At 71.5% G+C, this 16,070-nt stretch carries 19 protein-coding genes; 11 read left to right on the forward strand and 8 right to left on the reverse strand.

The window, feature by feature from the left end:
• Position 1: 1 nt before the first annotated feature.
• Together HL652_RS17325 and HL652_RS17330 are read right to left on the reverse strand one after the other, a co-directional pair.
• Positions 2–937, reverse strand: a complete 936-nt coding sequence (locus HL652_RS17325) for an alpha/beta hydrolase (protein WP_171706458.1) — start codon at positions 935–937, stop codon at positions 2–4.
• Positions 938–944: 7 nt separating this feature from the next.
• Positions 945–1,649, reverse strand: a complete 705-nt coding sequence (locus HL652_RS17330; RefSeq protein ID WP_171706459.1) for a helix-turn-helix domain-containing protein — start codon at positions 1,647–1,649, stop codon at positions 945–947.
• A 174-nt stretch (positions 1,650–1,823) separates the two neighbouring features.
• Between HL652_RS17330 and HL652_RS17335 the strand changes: the two genes are divergently transcribed.
• The 3 genes from HL652_RS17335 (at position 1,824) to HL652_RS17345 (ending at position 4,067) form a co-directional block, all read left to right on the forward strand.
• Positions 1,824–3,026 carry an acyl-CoA dehydrogenase family protein gene (locus HL652_RS17335; RefSeq protein WP_171706460.1) on the forward strand — a complete coding sequence of 401 codons (1,203 nt, stop codon included), beginning with the start codon at positions 1,824–1,826 and terminating at the stop codon, positions 3,024–3,026.
• A gap of 9 nt (positions 3,027–3,035) precedes the next feature.
• Entirely contained in the window at positions 3,036–3,605 is a 570-nt protein-coding gene (locus tag HL652_RS17340) for a flavin reductase family protein (RefSeq protein ID WP_171706461.1), read from the forward strand.
• A 75-nt stretch (positions 3,606–3,680) separates the two neighbouring features.
• Complete coding sequence (locus HL652_RS17345; protein ID WP_171706462.1) at positions 3,681–4,067, forward strand: RidA family protein; 387 nt, start codon at positions 3,681–3,683, stop codon at positions 4,065–4,067.
• Between the two features lie 61 nt (positions 4,068–4,128).
• On the opposite strand, the gene HL652_RS17350 is transcribed toward HL652_RS17345, so the two are convergent.
• Entirely contained in the window at positions 4,129–5,496 is a 1,368-nt protein-coding gene (locus HL652_RS17350) for an Nramp family divalent metal transporter (RefSeq protein WP_171706463.1), read from the reverse strand.
• Positions 5,497–5,608: 112 nt separating this feature from the next.
• Here HL652_RS17350 and HL652_RS17355 point away from each other — a divergent pair, with 112 nt between their 5' ends.
• Positions 5,609–6,013, forward strand: a complete 405-nt coding sequence (locus HL652_RS17355; protein WP_171706464.1) for a PPOX class F420-dependent oxidoreductase — start codon at positions 5,609–5,611, stop codon at positions 6,011–6,013.
• Positions 6,014–6,076: 63 nt separating this feature from the next.
• On the opposite strand, the gene HL652_RS17360 is transcribed toward HL652_RS17355, so the two are convergent.
• Positions 6,077–6,415 (reverse strand): winged helix-turn-helix transcriptional regulator, encoded by a 339-nt coding sequence (locus HL652_RS17360; protein ID WP_253743418.1) that lies wholly within the window; start codon positions 6,413–6,415, stop codon positions 6,077–6,079.
• A 64-nt stretch (positions 6,416–6,479) separates the two neighbouring features.
• Between HL652_RS17360 and HL652_RS17365 the strand changes: the two genes are divergently transcribed.
• The gene (locus tag HL652_RS17365; RefSeq protein ID WP_171706465.1) at positions 6,480–8,729 is read left to right on the forward strand and encodes an LLM class flavin-dependent oxidoreductase; all 2,250 of its coding nucleotides are present in this window, start codon (positions 6,480–6,482) and stop codon (positions 8,727–8,729) included.
• Here the strand turns inward: HL652_RS17365 and HL652_RS17370 are convergent.
• From HL652_RS17370 to HL652_RS17380, 3 genes are read right to left on the reverse strand one after another with little or no spacing between them, the layout of a single operon-like run.
• Positions 8,701–9,294 carry a hypothetical protein gene (locus HL652_RS17370; RefSeq protein ID WP_171706466.1) on the reverse strand — a complete coding sequence of 198 codons (594 nt, stop codon included), beginning with the start codon at positions 9,292–9,294 and terminating at the stop codon, positions 8,701–8,703. The two genes, HL652_RS17365 and HL652_RS17370, sit on opposite strands and share 29 nt — an antisense overlap.
• A 44-nt stretch (positions 9,295–9,338) precedes the next feature.
• Positions 9,339–9,743 carry a VOC family protein gene (locus tag HL652_RS17375; protein ID WP_171706467.1) on the reverse strand — a complete coding sequence of 135 codons (405 nt, stop codon included), beginning with the start codon at positions 9,741–9,743 and terminating at the stop codon, positions 9,339–9,341.
• Positions 9,744–9,753: 10 nt separating this feature from the next.
• Entirely contained in the window at positions 9,754–10,422 is a 669-nt protein-coding gene (locus tag HL652_RS17380) for a TetR/AcrR family transcriptional regulator C-terminal domain-containing protein (RefSeq protein ID WP_171706468.1), read from the reverse strand.
• A 54-nt stretch (positions 10,423–10,476) separates the two neighbouring features.
• Between HL652_RS17380 and HL652_RS17385 the strand changes: the two genes are divergently transcribed.
• The 5 genes from HL652_RS17385 to HL652_RS17405 are packed head-to-tail and all read left to right on the forward strand — an operon-like array spanning position 10,477 to position 13,745.
• The gene (locus HL652_RS17385; RefSeq protein ID WP_171706469.1) at positions 10,477–11,088 is read left to right on the forward strand and encodes a biotin transporter BioY; all 612 of its coding nucleotides are present in this window, start codon (positions 10,477–10,479) and stop codon (positions 11,086–11,088) included.
• Complete coding sequence (locus HL652_RS17390) at positions 11,085–11,816, forward strand: energy-coupling factor ABC transporter ATP-binding protein (protein ID WP_171706470.1); 732 nt, start codon at positions 11,085–11,087, stop codon at positions 11,814–11,816. Before HL652_RS17385 ends, HL652_RS17390 begins: the two co-directional genes overlap by 4 nt.
• Positions 11,813–12,409 carry an energy-coupling factor transporter transmembrane component T family protein gene (locus tag HL652_RS17395; protein WP_171706471.1) on the forward strand — a complete coding sequence of 199 codons (597 nt, stop codon included), beginning with the start codon at positions 11,813–11,815 and terminating at the stop codon, positions 12,407–12,409. The genes HL652_RS17390 and HL652_RS17395 overlap by 4 nt, the downstream gene beginning before the upstream one ends.
• A gap of 19 nt (positions 12,410–12,428) precedes the next feature.
• A complete protein-coding gene (locus tag HL652_RS17400) occupies positions 12,429–12,968 on the forward strand; it encodes a pyridoxamine 5'-phosphate oxidase family protein (RefSeq protein WP_171706472.1) in 540 nt (179 codons plus the stop codon).
• 36 nt (positions 12,969–13,004) lie between these two features.
• Complete coding sequence (locus HL652_RS17405) at positions 13,005–13,745, forward strand: alpha/beta fold hydrolase (protein ID WP_171706473.1); 741 nt, start codon at positions 13,005–13,007, stop codon at positions 13,743–13,745.
• Here the strand turns inward: HL652_RS17405 and HL652_RS17410 are convergent.
• On the reverse strand, positions 13,720–14,619 hold the full coding sequence (locus HL652_RS17410) for an alpha/beta hydrolase (RefSeq protein ID WP_171706474.1): 900 nt from the start codon (positions 14,617–14,619) through the stop codon (positions 13,720–13,722). The two genes, HL652_RS17405 and HL652_RS17410, sit on opposite strands and share 26 nt — an antisense overlap.
• Before the next feature lie 211 nt (positions 14,620–14,830).
• Here HL652_RS17410 and HL652_RS17415 point away from each other — a divergent pair, with 211 nt between their 5' ends.
• Positions 14,831–16,063, forward strand: a complete 1,233-nt coding sequence (locus HL652_RS17415) for an acyl-CoA dehydrogenase family protein (RefSeq protein ID WP_171706475.1) — start codon at positions 14,831–14,833, stop codon at positions 16,061–16,063.
• The last annotated feature ends 7 nt before the right edge of the window (positions 16,064–16,070 follow it).

Consider the following 16,070-nt stretch of genomic DNA (forward strand, 5'->3'; position numbering starts at 1 on the left):
CTCAGCCCCGGGCTTCGGCCCTCGCGCGCTCGAAAGCCGCCTTCAGCTCGCCCCCGACGAAGCGGCGGGCCGAGTGCGCGCCGTCGATCACGCCGCCCATGTAGAAGAACGGATGCACGAGGCCGGAGAACGTCACGCTCGTCACCGGCACCCCGGCCTCGGCGAGCGCCCGGGCGTAGGCGAGCCCCTCGTCGCGCAGCGGGTCGAGCTCGGCGACGATCACCGTGGCCGGCGGGAGCCCCGAGAGGTCGCCGGCCGCGGCCGGCGCGAGCCGCGCATCCGTCGTGTCGACACCCTTCGCGTAGCTGTCGTAGAAGTACTGCATGTCGCGCGCGGTGAGGAAGTGCCCCTCGGCGAACTCGACGTAGCTGCCCTCGACGCCGACACGGCCGGTTGTCGCGGGGTAGACGAGCGCCTGGTGCACGAGCCCGGCGTGGTCGCGCCCGAGCTGCTGCGCGGTGACCGCGGCGAGGTTGCCGCCCGCGCTGTCGCCGGCCACCGCGACCCGGCTCGCGTCGAGCTCGACCCCGGCCGAGCCCTCCAGGAGCGCGCGGGTGACGGCGAGCGCGTCGTCGACCGCGGCGGGGAACACGTGCTCGGGCGCCTTGCGGTAGTCGACGCTGACGACCGCCGCGTCTGAGGCGACGGCGAGCTCGCGCGCGGTGGTGTCGGCGATCTCGAGGTCGCCCAGCACCCAGCCGCCGCCGTGGAAGTACACGGTCACCGGCAGGTCTGGAGCGAGCGGCTTCGGGCTGTAGAGCCGCACCCCCACGCCGGCGACGGTCAGATCGCGCACGAGGTGCAGCGGCAGCGCGTCGCCCGTGAGCGGCACGGCGTTCTCGAGATCGGCACGGTTCTGCTCCACGCTCAGCGTGTCGAGGGGCGGCGCCCCGGCCACGATGTCGAGGAAGGCCTTGGCCTGCGGGTGAAGCGTCATGATGGGCTCAACTCCAGTCGTCTTGGTTGTGCAGCGCGTTCAGCACGTCGCTCAGCGTGCTCGAGCGGCGCACCGGGGTGGACCCCTTGCGCCGCCACAGCTCGGTGTCGGCCCCCGCGTCGTCGGCCTCTGGGAGCCGCAGTGCGAACCACACCCCGCGGGCGGGCCGATCGGTCTCGTTGACGTACACGTGGGGCCGGGTGGTGTCGAAGTGCACCGAGTCGCCCGCGCGCATCGGATGCTCGTCGAAGTCGATGCGCAGCACCAGTTCGCCCTCCACCAGCACGCCGAAGTCGTACCCCTGGTGCCGGCTGAAACGGGCCCCCGGGGTGGTGGAGGAGTGCGGCTCGAAGGTGACCATGAGGGGTTCGGCGATACCGCTCGCTCCCCCGGCCAGCAGCTCCAGGCGCACGCCGGAGCTGAGGTCGACGACCGGGTTGTCTTCGAAGCGCTGCACGGGCGCCACCAGGCGCCGCCGGCGCATGCGGCCCGAGGTGTCGGCCGCCTCGATGTCGAGCAGTTCGTCGATCGAGACCCCCAGGCGGGTGGCCAGCTGGTAGAGCGTGTTGAGCGAGGGCTGCACCTTGTCGGTCTCGATCTGCGAGAGCAGGCTCGGCGTCACGCCCATCGAATCGGCGAGCGACTTGAGGGTCAGCCCCTGGTCTTCGCGCGCGGCTCGGAGGCGCGCGCCGATCGCGGAGAGCGCGGTCACCGGCGCCCCTCACCGAAAGCTGCACTTAACTCGGACGTCGTCATCACAGTGCGACTTTAGCGGATTTCTGGGACTCTGCCCAGCATCCGTTTCAGTGGGGCTTGACAAAAGTCGCGGGTCTTGTAAATCTCTGTTCACGCGATGTCGCGTACCGCCGAAGCCGAGGAGACCCGCATGCCCACGACAGCCATCCGTCCGGAGATCGAGCAGATCGTCGCGAAGATCGACGAGCTGCGACCGCAGTTGGTCGCGGGCGGGCGCGAGGGCGATCAGAACCGGCGCATTCCGGCCGAGGTCTTCGACGCGGTCGCCGCGACGGGGGCGTTCAGCATCTCGGCCCCCACCAAGTTCGGCGGGCTCGCGGCGAACACCCGCGAGGCGCACGCCGTCGCCCGCGCGATCGGTCGCGGCGACGGGAGCCTGGCCTGGGTCGACGGCATCCTCGACTCGGGCGCGTGGGTGCTGAGCCTCATGGACGAGCGGGCGCAGCAGGACGTCTGGGGCGGCGAGGGCGGGCTCGACAACTTCATCTCGATCGTGCTCGCCACCACCTCCGACGCGACCCCGGTCGAAGGCGGCTACCGGGTCACCGGCAAGTGGGGCTACGGCACGGGCAGCATGCACGCGACCTGGTCGCTGCTCGGCATCCCGCTGAAGAACGAGCGCGGCGACATCGTCGACGCCGGCCTCGCGCTCATCCCCACCGCCGACCTCAGCTACGAGGACAACTGGTTCGTGGCCGGCATGAAGTCGACCGCCAGCGTGATGCAGATCGCCGACGACGTCTTCGTGCCCGAGCACCGCATCTTCCCGCTCACCGCGGCGGTCGAGGGCGGCTACCTGAGCGACAACCCCGAGGCGTCGTACGACACCATCTTCGTGCCGTCGCTGTTCATGAAGCTCGTGGGGCCGCACCTCGGCATGGGCCGCGCCGCACTCGACTTCGTCATCTCGAAGGCGGAGTCGAAGGCGATCGCCTACACCGGGTATGAGAAGCAGGCCGACTCGGCAATCTTCCAGTCGGCGGTGGCGAAGGCCGCCGTGCAGCTGAACGCCGCCGAGGCCGTCGCCGCGCAGGTCGCCGACCAGATCTTCGAGGCCACCGAGCGCGGGTACTACGCTCCCTACGCCGAGCGCATCGAGATGCGGGCCAAGGCGGGCTGGGTGGTCGAGAGCGTCACGAACCTCATCAACGAGCTCATCACCGCGCACGGTTCGGCCGGCTTCGCGGAGTCGTCGGTGCTGCAGCGCATCTGGCGCGACCAGGCCACCGCCGCGCGGCACGGCCACACGCTGTCGGCGAGCGGGTACGAGGCCTACGGCAAGGTGCTGTTCGGCCGGGAGGACGACGCCCGCTTCGTGCTCCCGATCGTCTGAGGCCGAGCGATGTCCAGCACCACGACAGAAGCACCGGTCTCGGCCGACGACTTCCGGTTCGCGTTCCGCGCGCATCCGGCCGGCGTGGCGATCGTCACAGCGGATGCGGGCGACGGCCCGGTCGCCATGACGGTGAGCTCGGTCGCCTCGGTGGCGATCGACCCGCCCACCCTCATGTTCTCGGCGTCGGCGCTGTCGTCGAGCACCCCCACCATCCGGCGGGCCGAGACGGTGGTCGTGCACATGCTCGCCTCCGACCAGATCGACCTGGCCAAGCTCGGCGCCCGCAGCGGTGCCGCCCGCTTCGGCGACGACGTCGAGTGGGGGCGCCTGCCCACCGGCGAGCCCTACTACCCGGGCGCGAACTGGCTGCGCGGCCGCATCACGCAGCGGGTGGAGGTGAACGGGTCGACGCTCGTCATCGTCGAGGCCATCGAGGCCAAGCCGCGCACCGAGCACGCCGCCGTCGACCCGACGCCGTTGGTGTATCACAACCGGTCGTGGCACGTGCTGACCGAGAAGTCCACCCTGCCCGAGTCGGTCGTGCCCTTCTATAAGGTTTTCGGACGAGACGAATGACCCCCTGACTTCCGACCCCTCCACCCCTCCACCCCTACCCCTCGGCGCCGACGCGCCGGAACGAGAGAGAGCACCATGACCAACGACCGCATCAGCCGCATCCCCGCCCCCGTCGTGCCCGGCATCTCCGACAGCACCCGCGTCACCGCGGGCGACCTCGTGTTCATCTCGGGGCAGGTCGGGTTCGAGGCCGACGGATCGGTGCCGAGCGACTTCGCGCGCGCCATCGAGCTCACCTACGGCGAGCTCGAGCGCGCCCTCACCGCCGCCGGCGCGGGCTGGGAAGACCTCGTGCGCGTGAACGTCTACATCACCGAGCTCGACCAGGAGAAGCTCACCATCTGGCGCGAGACCCGCAATAAGATCGTGCAGACACCCGAGCCCTCGGCCAGCACCGTCATCGGCGTGCACTCCCTCTACAACGGCGCCACCATCGAGATCGACGCCATCGCCGCGGTCTGAGCACGGGGCTCCGTCGCGTCGGGGCGGCGGCGCTCGGGGCGGCGGCGCTCGGGCGCGCCCCTTAGGCGCCCGTCACGGTGAGGGCGATGAGCACCACGTTCAGGGCGACGATGAGGAGGGCGACCGTCCAGGCGACGACCCTCACGAGCATCCGGTCGGTGAATTCGCCCATGAGGGTGCGGTTGCCGGTGAGGCGGATGAGCGGGATGAGCGCGAACGGGATGCCGATGCTGAGGAACACCTGGCTGAGCACGAGCGCCCAGGTCGGGTCGATGCCCGCGCCCAGCACGAGGAGCGCCGGGATGAGGGTCACCACGCGCCGCACCAGGATGGGCACCCGCACCTTGAGCAGGCCCTTCATGATGACCGACCCCGCGTAGGCCCCGACCGAGGTCGACGCGAGGCCCGAGGCGAGGAGTCCGACGGCGAAGATCGTCGCGATCACCGGGCCGAGGGCCGCCGCGATGGCGTCGTAGGCGCCGGGGATGGTGTCGGTGCCCTCGACGCCGCGCAGGCTCGAGGCGGCGAGCAGCAGCATCGCGATGTTCACGGCGCCGGCCAGCACCAGGGCGATCACCACGTCGAAGCGGGTGACCTTGAGGAGCGAACGGATGCGCCCGGTCGCCTCCTCGAAGCGCGGCACGGGAGCCGTCTCGACGCGTGCCGACTCGCTGCCCGTGAAGTCGCTCTTCTCGGCGACGGCGGCGAAGGCGGCGTGGTGGCGGTCGCGGGCGAGGGCGGAGTGCAGGTAGATGGCGTGCGGCATGACGGTGGCGCCGAGCATGCTGGCGGCGAGCAGCACGGTGGGTGCGCCCTCGAAGCGGGGCACGAGGCCGCCGGCGGCCTCGGGCCAGTCGATGCCCGAGACGAAGGTGCCGGCGAGGAAGCCGAAGGCGATCACCGCGAGCAGGCCGATGATGATGAACTCGAAGCTGCGCTGCCGCCTCGACGACTGCACGAGCAGCAGCACGATCGACACCACGCCCACGATGGCGCCGCCGACGACGAGCGGCACGCCGAACAGCAGGTTGAGGGCGAGTGCGCCGCCGATGACCTCGGCGACGTCGGTGGCGGCGGCGACGAGCTCGGCCTGCAGCCAGTAGGCGCGGCGCGTCCAGGGTTGGGTGCGGGCGCCGACGTGCTCGGGGAGGGTGCGACCGGTGACGAGCCCGAGCTTCGCCGACTGGTACTGGATGAGCATGGCCATGAGGTTGGCGAGCACCAGCACCCAGACCAGCAGGTAGCCGTACTGGGCACCGGAGGTGAGGTTCGCGGCGACGTTGCCCGGGTCGACGTAGGCGATCGAGGCGACGAACGCGGGGCCGAGCAGCACGATGCCGTGCCACCAGCGCGGACGCACGGGTGCGGGAGTCGGCCCCGGTGCGGGAACGGATGCGGCCGGCGTCGTCGGCGCCGCAGATTTAGGCATGCCTAAAAATAGCAGGAGGTGAACGGATGTCGTCAAGGGGGTGCGCGCATCCGTCGACCCGTGACGGGGCCGCGCATGCCCGCGCTTCCCGCGCGGCAGTAGGCTCGAGCCCGTGACCGAACAGGGCGGCCTTCTCACGGCGGATGGGCTCGCCTTCGTGACCGAGCGCCACCTCGCGACCCTCTCGACGCTGCGCCGAGACGGCTCACCCCACGTCGTCGCGGTCGGCTTCACCTTCGACGCCGAGACCGGCACCGTGCGCATCATCACGAACGGCCCCAGCCAGAAGGTGCTCAACGTGCGCCGCGACGGCCGCGCGGCGGTCTCCCAGGTCGACGGGGGTCGCTGGCTCACCCTCGAGGGCCACGCCACCGTGCTCGACGACCCCGCCTCCGTGCAGGATGCGGTGGACCGCTACGCCCTCCGCTACCGCCAGCCCCAGCCCAACCCCCAGCGCGTCGTCATCGCCCTCACCGTCACCCGCGCCCTGGGCTCCGCCCCCCTCCTCGCCCGCTGACATCCGTCGGTAGCCACCAGCCTTACCGACACATCCGGCAAGAAGTGTCGGTACGGATGCGGTTCAGCGGGTGAGCGGGGGTTCCCAGCGGCGGGCGTAGTGGGCCATGGGTTGGAGGGAGCGGAGGAGTTCGGCGCCTCGGTCGGTGAGGCGGTAGTAGATGCTGACGGGGGTGGTGGGTTCGACGGTGCGTGCGACGAGGCCGGCGGCTTCGAGTTCGCGCAGGCGCACGCTGAGCATGCGGGCGGAGAGGCCCTCGACGCGCTGTTCGATCTCGGTGAAGCGTTCGGCGCCCCTGCCGATGGCGAGGAAGATGCCGCTCGACCAGCGCTTCCCGATGATCTCCATCACCCCGGCGAGGCGCCGGCATTCCTCGTCGTCGATGCGGAGGGGATGAGTCACATACGAAAAGTAAGCGGGTTACGGGGTGTTTGTCAAGGAGGTACCGCATCCGGAGGCTGGTGGCATGCCCGATTACCTCCACCCCCTCCGCTTCGGCAGCTTCATCACCCCGATCGCGGCGGCCCCGCAGCATCCGGTCGACCTCGCCCTGCTCAGCGAGGAGCTGGGACTGGATCTCGTCACCTTCCAAGACCACCCGTACCAGGCCGCGTTCCAGGACACCTGGACCCTCCTCGCGTGGGTCGCCGCGAAGACCTCGCGCATCCACGTCTCCGGGAACGTGCTCAACCTCCCGCTGCGTCAGCCCGCCGTGCTGGCGCGCGCCCTGGCGAGCCTGGACAGGTTGAGTGGCGGCCGGGTGGAGCTCGGCATCGGCACGGGCGGGTACTTCGACGCGATGGCGACGATGGGCGCGCCGTTGCTGACCCCGCCGGAGGCGGTCAGCGCGCTCGATGAGGCGCTCGACATCATCCGGGGCATCTGGGACACGACCGACCCGACGCCGCTGCACGTGGACGGGAGGTACCACCGCGTGGCGGGTGCCGCGCGAGGGCCGGCTCCGGCACACGACATCCCCATCTGGGTGGGTGCGTACAAGCCGCGCATGCAGCGCATCCTGGGTCGCAAGGGCGACGGGTGGCTGCCGAGTCTGCCGTGGCTGAAGCCGGGCGACATCGAGCGGGGCAACCAGATCATCGACGACTCCGCCCGCAGCGCCGGCCGGTCGCCGAGCGACGTGACCCGGCTGATGAACATCACGCCGCAGTACGACGCCGACGACCTCGCCGAGCTCGCCGTCGAGCACGGGGTCAGCGTCTTCATCCTGGGCTCCGACGACCCGCGCGAGCTCGAGAGGTTCGCCATCCAGACCGCCCCGCGCATCCGCAGCCGGGTCGAGACCGCCCGCCGCTCGCTCACGAGGCCGGCCGCGGCATCCGGCCCCCGGTCGTTCCAGGGCGAGCCGCTCCCCGGCACGCTCGCGCACCGGATGCTGATGCCCGGTGACCGGGGCTACGAACGGTACACCTCGGGGTACTTCCGCGGAGCCCGCCCCGGCCTGGTCATCCGCCCGGAGTCACCGGCGGAGGTTCAGGATGCGGTGCGGTTCGCCTCACGCCACCGCGACCTTCCCTTGGGCCTGCTGAGCGGGGGCCACGGCCTCTCCGGGCGGTCGCTCAACGACGGCGGCATCGTGATCGCGCTCGACGCCCTGAACGGGATCGACGTCAGCAAGGCCACCGGCGCCCGCGACGGCTCGGGTGCCCGCGAGGGCAGCGCCGCCACCACCGTGCGAGTCGGCCCGGGCGCCCGCTGGGGCGAGGTCGCGAAGGCGCTCTCCCCGTACGGCCTCGCGATCACGGCCGGCGACTTCGGCGGCGTCGGGGTCGGCGGCCTCGCCACCACCGCGGGCATCGGGTGGTTCGTCCGCGAGCGGGGCCTCACGATCGACCACCTGCGGGCCGTTGAGCTCGTCACCGCCGACGGCGAACTCGTGCGCGCGAGCGCCACCGAGAACCCCGACCTGTTCTGGGCGGTGCGGGGCGCGGGCGCGAACTTCGGCGTCGTGGTGTCGTTCGAGTTCGAGCCCCACCCCGTCTCGCAGCAGGTGGGCTTCGCCGTGCTCGTCTACACACCCGACGACGTCGCCGCCTTCCTCGAAGACTGGGGAGCGGCGATCGAGAACGCCGACCCGACGGTGACCGGCACGCTCATGATCGGCCCCACCGGGCCCGGCGCGCAGACCGTGGTGCAGGCCCTCATCGTGGTCGACGAGCACGACCCCGACACGGTGGTCGAGCGGCTGCAGCCTTTCGCCCGCCTCGCGCCAATGACCGACCAGTCGGTGCAGCTGGTGCCGTACGCTGCCCTGCTCGACCTCCCCGGCGGCGAGCAGCACGGGCGGGGCGAGCCTCACGGGCACTCCGGCCTCGTGCGCCACCTCGACCACGATGTAGCCGTCAAGCTCACCGCGCTGCTGTCGTCGAGGTCGTCGTTCATCGTGTCGATCCGCTCCGCCGGCGGTGCGGTCGCGCATCAGTCGACGGATGCTGCGGCCTACGCGTGGCGCGACGCGAACTTCCTCATCGCCATGCTCGGCAGCGGAACCGGCGAGGTCGAGCAGCGCTGGGCCGAGCTGGTTCCGGCACTGGAAGGCATGTACCTCAGCTTCGAGACCGACACCGGCCCCGAGGTGCTCGCCCGCGCCTTCCCGCCCGCCCACCTGGAACGCCTGCGCCACCTCAAGGCCGCCTGGGACCCGACCGGCCTCTTCCGCGACAACTTCTTCATAGAGCCGGCCCCGCTCGGCGCGTAGCGCCGGGCTGGCGGAGGGCGGGGCGAGCGCGAGAGCCGGGGGTGGCGGGGAGGAGGAAGGCGGTGGTGGGGAGGTCGTCGTAGGGCGGGGGGCGGCGGAACATGGTGAGGGTGCCGTAGAGCTCGGCGTAGGGCGCCCAGGCACGCTCGACCGGCAGGGAGGCGAGGTCGGGGTGCCGGGCCAGGGGGCCCAGCACGAGCATCCGGCGGCGGAGGGATCGGCGTACGAGGGTCGCACCGTCGCTCACGAGCGCCGCGACCATCACGCCGAGCTGGTTCGAGGGGTCGAGGCCCGGCACCGACGAGGTGGCGGGGATGCCGAAGCACCGGAGTTCGGCGACGTCGCCGAACGTCACCAGGGGAACCTCGTTGCCTCCGGCCACCACCGTGAAGGCCAGCGCGGAGTCGCGGCGCGGGGTGACGACGACCTCGGCGCGCGTGTCGGCGGCCGGGTCGTCGTCTTGGTCGTAGTCGGGTCGCGGGGTGTAGGCGACCTCGGCGCATCCGTCGAGTTCGTCGGCGAGGAAGCCGGCCCACCACGACACCGCGTCACCCTGCGCCCCCATGCTCCTCGAGCCTGGCACCGCGCGGCGAGAACCGCTCGTCGGGCTCAGGCCTGCTGGATGCGCACGAGGTTGCCGGCGGGGTCGCGCACGGCGGCGTCGCGGGCGCCCCAGAACTGGTCGGCGGGCTCCTGCAGCACCTCGACGCCCGGGGTGGCGGCGACCTTCTCGAAGGTGGCATCGAGATCGGCGGTGCTGAACTGCACCTGGCCGAGCTCGCCCTTGGCGAGGAGTGCGGCGAGCGCCGCCCCGTCTTCGGCGGAGCGGCCCGCCTGGGGCTGCGACAGCACGATCTGGATCTCGGGCTGCGACTCGGAGGTGAGGGTGATCCAGCGGAAGCCCTCGTGGGCGACCTCGTTCTGCACCGAGAGCCCGAGGGTGTCGCGGTAGAACAGCAGGGCGGCGTCGGGGTCGTCGACGGAGATGTGCACGTGGCTGATCGAAACTGTCATGGCTGCGACGTTACCGAGCGGCGCGCTCCTGCGTTTCTCGGAAACTGCTCGATGCGAGGGTCTCGAGCCCGGTCACCAGGAGGTCGACGCCGAAGGCGAAGCCTGCAGCCTGCTCACCGGGGCGCGCGGTGGACTCCGCCGCGTTCGGCTCGAGCGCCGCGGAGGGGGCGACGATGCCGAACGCGTCGTACTGCATCCGCTGCTGCTCGTGCGACACGTGCCCGAGGACGAAGTGCAGCAGGGCCGTGGCGGCCTGCGTGGTCGTCGCATCGTCGAAGCCGCCGAGGGCGACGGATGCTCGCAACCGTTCGAGGGCGCGCCCGGCACCGAGACCAAGGGCGTAGGTGCTCGAGACCACTTCGGCCCCGTCGCGATAGGCGAGGAGGGCGTCGCGGAGGGCGTGCGCCTCGGCTCTCACGATGCGCGCCCAGTCGGCCGGCGCGGGCTGCTCGCTGGTCGCAGCATCCGCACTCCTTTCCCCCACGATGCGGTCGGAGAGCTCGGCGATGAGCGTCTGCTTGTTCTCGAAGTGCCAGTACAGGGCGCTCGGCTGCACGTCGAGGGCGGCGGCGAGGCGCCTCATGGTGAGCTCGGCCAGGCCGTGGTCGTCGAGGATGCGCAGGGCGGTCTGGGCGACGTCGTCACGCCGGTGCCGACGCGGAGTTTCGAATCGTGCCACAGCCCCACTATAGTGAACGGCGTTCAGGTGAACACCGTTCAGGAGGACGAGGACATGAGCAGGTTCCGCATCGACGCGACCGACATCGCCCGCATCGCCGTGCTGGCGGCGGTGATCGCGGCCCTCGGCCTGCCCGGGGCCTTCTCGGTGTTCGGCGCGGTGCCCATCACCGCGCAGACGCTCGGGGTGATGCTGGCGGGCACGATCCTCGGTGCCTGGCGCGGCTTCCTCTCCCTGCTCGTCTTCCTCGCGCTCGTGGCGATCGGGCTGCCGCTGCTCTCGGGCGGCCACGGCGGCCTCGCCGTGTTCGTCGGCCCCACCGCCGGTTACCTCGTGGGGTGGCTGCTCGGCGCCGCCGTGGTCGGCTGGATCGTGCACTACCGCGGTCGCACGCTCACGTGGCTGCGGACGGTCGCGGGTCTCGTCGTCGGGGGCATCGTCGTGATCTACGCCGTCGGCATCCCGGTGCAGTCGCTCGTGACACGCCTGCCGCTGCCCGAGACGCTGCTGCAGAGCACTGTCTTCCTGCCCGGCGACACGGTGAAGGTGGTGCTGGCGGCGATCATCACGATGACGCTCGTGCGGGCCTACCCGCGGGCGTTCCGGCACGCCTCGGGAGCGCCGGTGGAGGCGGCCCCGGCGAGCGAGGGCGCTCGGGTGTCGTGACGGCTCCGTCTCAGGAGGCGGGCGGCGAGGCGGCCCCCGTCGTCGAGCTCTCCCACGTCTCCGTGCGGCTCGGCGAGACCCTCGCCCTCGACGACGTCTCGGTGCGCCTCGACGCCCGCCGCATCGCGGTGATCGGCTCGAACGGGTCGGGCAAGAGCACCTTCGCGCGCCTCGTCGGCGGCCTCACCCGCGCCACCTCGGGCAGCGTCGCGGTGCACGGCATCGACCCCGTGCGCCAGACGGCGGAACTCCGGCGGGCTGTCGGCTTCGTGTTCAGCAACCCCGACGCGCAGATCGTCATGCCCACCGTCGCCGAAGACGCGGCGTTCTCCCTGCGCGGTTCGGGCCGCTCCAAGGCCGAGATCGCCGCGCTCGTCGACGAGGCCCTCGCCGAGTTCGGCCTCAGCGAGCTCGCCGACCGCCCGGCGCACGAGCTCTCGGGCGGGCAGAAGCAGCTGCTCGCTCTGTGCGGAGCATTCATCCGCCGGCCGGGCCTGCTCATCGCCGACGAACCCACCGCCTACCTCGACGCGCGCAACAGCCGCGCCGTGGCGCGCCACCTGCTGAACACGGATGCGCGCCACCAGCTCCTGCTCGTCACCCACGACCTCGAGCTGGCCGCCCGCTGCGACGCGGCGGTGCTCTTCGACGACGGCCGGGTGGCGGCGCAGGGCGAGCCGGCCGTCGTGATCGCGGCGTACCTCGACAGTCTCGAGAGCATCCTGTGATCACCCTCTACAAGCCCGGCACCGGGTGGCTGCACCGGATGCCCGCCGGCCCGAAGGCCGCCGGGATCCTCGTCGTGGTGCTCGCCATCTCGCTGCTGCCCACGAGCTGGTGGTCGGCCGGAGTCGCGGCGGTCGTCGTCGTGCTCGCGTACCTCCTGTCGGGCCTCGGCCTGCGGGAGCTCGGCCGGCAGACGATCGCCGTGCGGTGGATCATCGTGATCACCCTCGCCGCCCAGCTCCTGTTCCTCCCCACGGAGGCGGCGGTGGCGAACTCCATCCGCGTGGTGGCCGCACTCCTGCTGGCGTCGCTGCTCGTGCTGAGCACGCGCGTGGCCGATCTGCTCGACGCCTTCGAGCGCGCGCTCGGGCCGTTCCGGCGGCTCGGCCTCGACCCGTCGCGGGTGGCGCTGATGCTCGCGGTGGCGGTGAACACCATCCCGGTGCTCGCGCGGCTGGCGACGACGGTGCGCGAGGCCCAGCGGGCCCGCGGTGTGCGCACGGGGCCTGTCGCCTTCGTGGTGCCGTTCCTCGTGGTCGCCCTGAAGCACGCCGACGAGCTCGGCGAGGCCCTCACCGCCCGCGGCGTGCGGTGAGCAGCGCTAGGGTCGGGTGATGGGCAAGCTCTTCGACGAGATCGACGACACACTGGCGACGTGGATCGAGGCACAACCCCTCTGGTTCGTCGCCACCGCACCGCTCGCGCAGGACGGGCACGTCAACGTCTCACCGCGCGGGCACGACACGCTCTCGGTGCTCGGGCCGCGGCGAGTGGCCTGGGTCGACTACACCGGCAGCGGGGTCGAGACCATCGCGCACCTGCGCGAGAACGGGCGCATCTGCTTGATGTTCGTGTCGTACGACGGTCGTCCCCGCATCGTGCGGCTGCACGGCACGGGTTCCGTGCTCCTTCCCGGCGAGACCGGGTTCGACGAGGTCGTGGCCAGGCACCCGGCCAATCCGAGCACGCGTGCCGTCATCGCCGTCGACGTCACCCGCATCAGTGATTCCTGCGGGTGGGGCGTGCCGGTGATGGACGTGCGCGAGGAACGGGAGCTCATCCGTCTGCAGGCCGAGAAGAAGGGGCCCGACGGGATGGCGGACTACCGCCGCCAGAAGAACGCGGTCAGCATCGACGGCCTGCCCGGGCTCTAGGCGCCCGGGGCCTTCACGACTGGCTAGGGTGTGCTCATGGCGACGACGGTTCTCGTGCACGGGGCGATGCACGGCGGATGGGCGTGGTCGGCGGTCGCGACGAGGCTGCGGGCCGAAGGGCACACGGTCTTCACGCCCACGCTCACCGGGCAGGGCGATCGGCGCGGAAGCCTTACACCCGAGGTCGGCGTGGGCACGCACGTCACCGATCTCACCGAGCTGCTCTGGTTCGAAGACCTGCGCGACATCGTGCTGGTGCTGCACTCCTATGCCGGAGTGCTCGCCGGTCCGGTGGTGGAGGCGTGCGCCGACCGCATCCGCTCGGTCGTGTTCGCGGGCGCCTTCGTCGTGCACCCCGGCCAGAGCCTCGCCGACGTGGAGCCGCCCGCGGTCGCGGAGCGCTACCGCGAGACCGCGCAGCAGCACGGCGACGGCTGGCGCCTCCCCGCCACCAGCGCGTTCCTCGCCCAGTGGGCCGTCACCGACCCCGCGCTGCAGGCCTTCGTGGGGCCGCGCCTCACCGATTTCCCGCTGAAGTCGGTGACCGACGCCGTCGTCTTCGACCCCGCATCCCTCGCCGCCGTGCCCCGCATCTACATCGAGCACACGGCGCCGCCCCTGCCCTCCCTCGAGCACTCCCGCACCACGGCGGTCGCCGACGGCGCGACCCTCCGCACCCTCGCTACCGGCCACGACATGATGCTCGCCGACCCCGACGGCACCGCCGCCCTGCTCTCCGAGCTCCTGGCCGTCACTCCCCCGACGGGGCGAGGCTGAGAATGCGGCGCGTGAGCTCGGAGTCGGCGTGCTCGAGGTCGTCGAGCTCGTCGAAGTGATTGAGGCCGGCACGTTCCCAGCACTCCGCCGTGAGACCGGCCCCCGTCCAGGCCCGGTGGAAGTCGAGTGACTGCCGGCGGTACTCCCGCGGCTGACGCTCTCCGAACGTCAGCAGCAACGGCGGGGCGCTGACCGGCAGGTTCAGGATGGGGCTCTCCCGCAGCACCTGGTCGGCCGTGAGCTTCAGGTACGGCTGGTCGCTCGTGAACGGGATCGGCCGCAGGTCGAAGATACCGGTGATCGCGCATCCGCCGCTGATGACGGATGCGGGCAACCCGTAGTCGCCCTCCCAGTCGGTGGCGAGGAGCCGCCCCACCAGGTGACCGCCGGCCGAGTGGCCGACGACGACGAGACGCTCGACGTCGGCCCCGTACGAGCCCCCGTTGCGATAGGCCCAGGCCACGGAGGCCCTGACCTGGCGGGTGATCTCGTCGATCGTCACGGCGGGGCACAGGGCGTAGGTGGGAACGACGACGGTGGCGCCCGCGGCGACGAGCCCGGTGGCGACGAAGCTGAACTCCGTGCTGGTGAGCTCGATCCACGACCCCCCGTGTACGAACACGACGAGGGGCCCGCCCGGGCGACCGGGGAAGACGTCGAGGGTCTCGGCCCTGGTCGGACCGTACGGGATGCTCAGCTCGCAGTCGAGGTCGTGACGGGCCTTCTCCGACCGGGCGTTGTAGGAGGCGAGGTAGGAGTCGTAGTCGCGGCCCTCGGAGTGCTGCGGCAGCGACGCCAGGAGGTCGTACTGCTCGTCGAGGGCCTCCGTGGTCTCGAATGCGGTGCCGTCGGGAGCGCGGTAGAGGATCGTCATAGCGCTGGTCTAGCACCCCGTCGGCGGGGCTCTCAAGGCGCCACACACCCGCGGCGGCGCGAACTGGCTTCGAGCACAGAACCTCGCCCGCGCTCCTGGCTCGCCACCAGTTCGCCCGCCGGAACCCGGCGGTTACGGTACAGGAACTGTCGAAAGAAACCGTCGATGCGCGATCCGATCCGGGTGGTGGCGCCGGCGAGAGGAGGACCCGATGCCCGAGACCACAGCAACGATCGCACCGACGGAGTCGCCGCGAGGGACGGGCCGGTCGCGCCGGCTCCACGTGAGCGACGAGTTCGACGGCGTCATGGCCCGGATCGCCGAGATCGCCCCCATGATCCGCGAAGACGGTCCGGCGGGCGAAGACCTCGGGCGGCCGACGCCCCGTGTGCTCGAGGCCCTGAAGGAGATCGGGGTGTTCCGCGCGATGCTGCCGCGCGAGGTCGGCGGGTTCGAGTTCAGCCCGCGGCAGCAGTTGCAGCTCATGGAGGCACTCTCCTGGCACGAGGCGTCGACGGGCTGGACGGTTCTGGGTGTCATCGACCAGACCGCCCTGGTCGCCGCCTACGTCGACGACATCGCCGTCGACGAGTACTTCGGCGACGGCTTCGCCATCTTCTCGGGCCAGGGCACACGACCGGGGCGGGGCCGGCGCGTCGAGGGCGGGTACGTGATCTCGGGCGAGTGGCAGTTCAACTCGGGGTCGTCGGTCTCCACCCACCTCGAGACCGCCGTGGTCGGCGACGACGGGCGGTTCGTCATGGCGACGCTGCCGCGGGAGAAGTCGACCGACGTCGACAACTGGGACGTGCTGGGCCTCCGCGCGAGCTCCTCTCACGACTACCGGGTCGACGAGGTCTTCGTCGCCGACACACACACCTACGACCCCGTCGACGGGGTCGCCCGCCGCGGGGGCGCGATGTTCGACGTCGGTCTCGCCTATCTCGCCACCCTGCAGCACGCCGGCTGGGCGCTCGGGGTCTGCAAGCGCCTGCTCGAGGAGATCAGGCTCCTCGCCCGCCAGAAGGCCTCACGCCGGGGCGCCTCCACGTCGACCGACCAGTTCTACGCCGCCTACGCCTCGATGGAGGCCCAGTACCGCAGCGCCCGGGCGTTCCTGCTCGAGCTCTGGGGAGACGTCGAGCGCACCGTCGACGCGGCCGAGGCCCCGAGCGCCGAGCAGATCTCGCTCATGCAGCTCGGAACGGTGACGGCGAACCGCACGGCCCAGTCGATCGCCACCGAGGTGGCGACCTGGGCGGGCACCACCCTCATCAGGAAGGGCGCGATCCAGCGCTACTTCCGCGACGCCTACACGGGTGTCGAGCACCTGGTGTGCAGCCCGCCGGTGCAGCAGGCGGTCGGCAAGCAGCTCTCCGGCAGCGCGGCGGAGGGGGCGCGCTGGGTGTTCTACGACCTCGTCGAGTCGGCCGGCCAGAGCTGACGTGACC

This window comes from Herbiconiux sp. SALV-R1 (assembly GCF_013113715.1).
In the GTDB taxonomy this organism is placed as follows: Bacteria; Actinomycetota; Actinomycetes; order Actinomycetales; family Microbacteriaceae; genus Herbiconiux.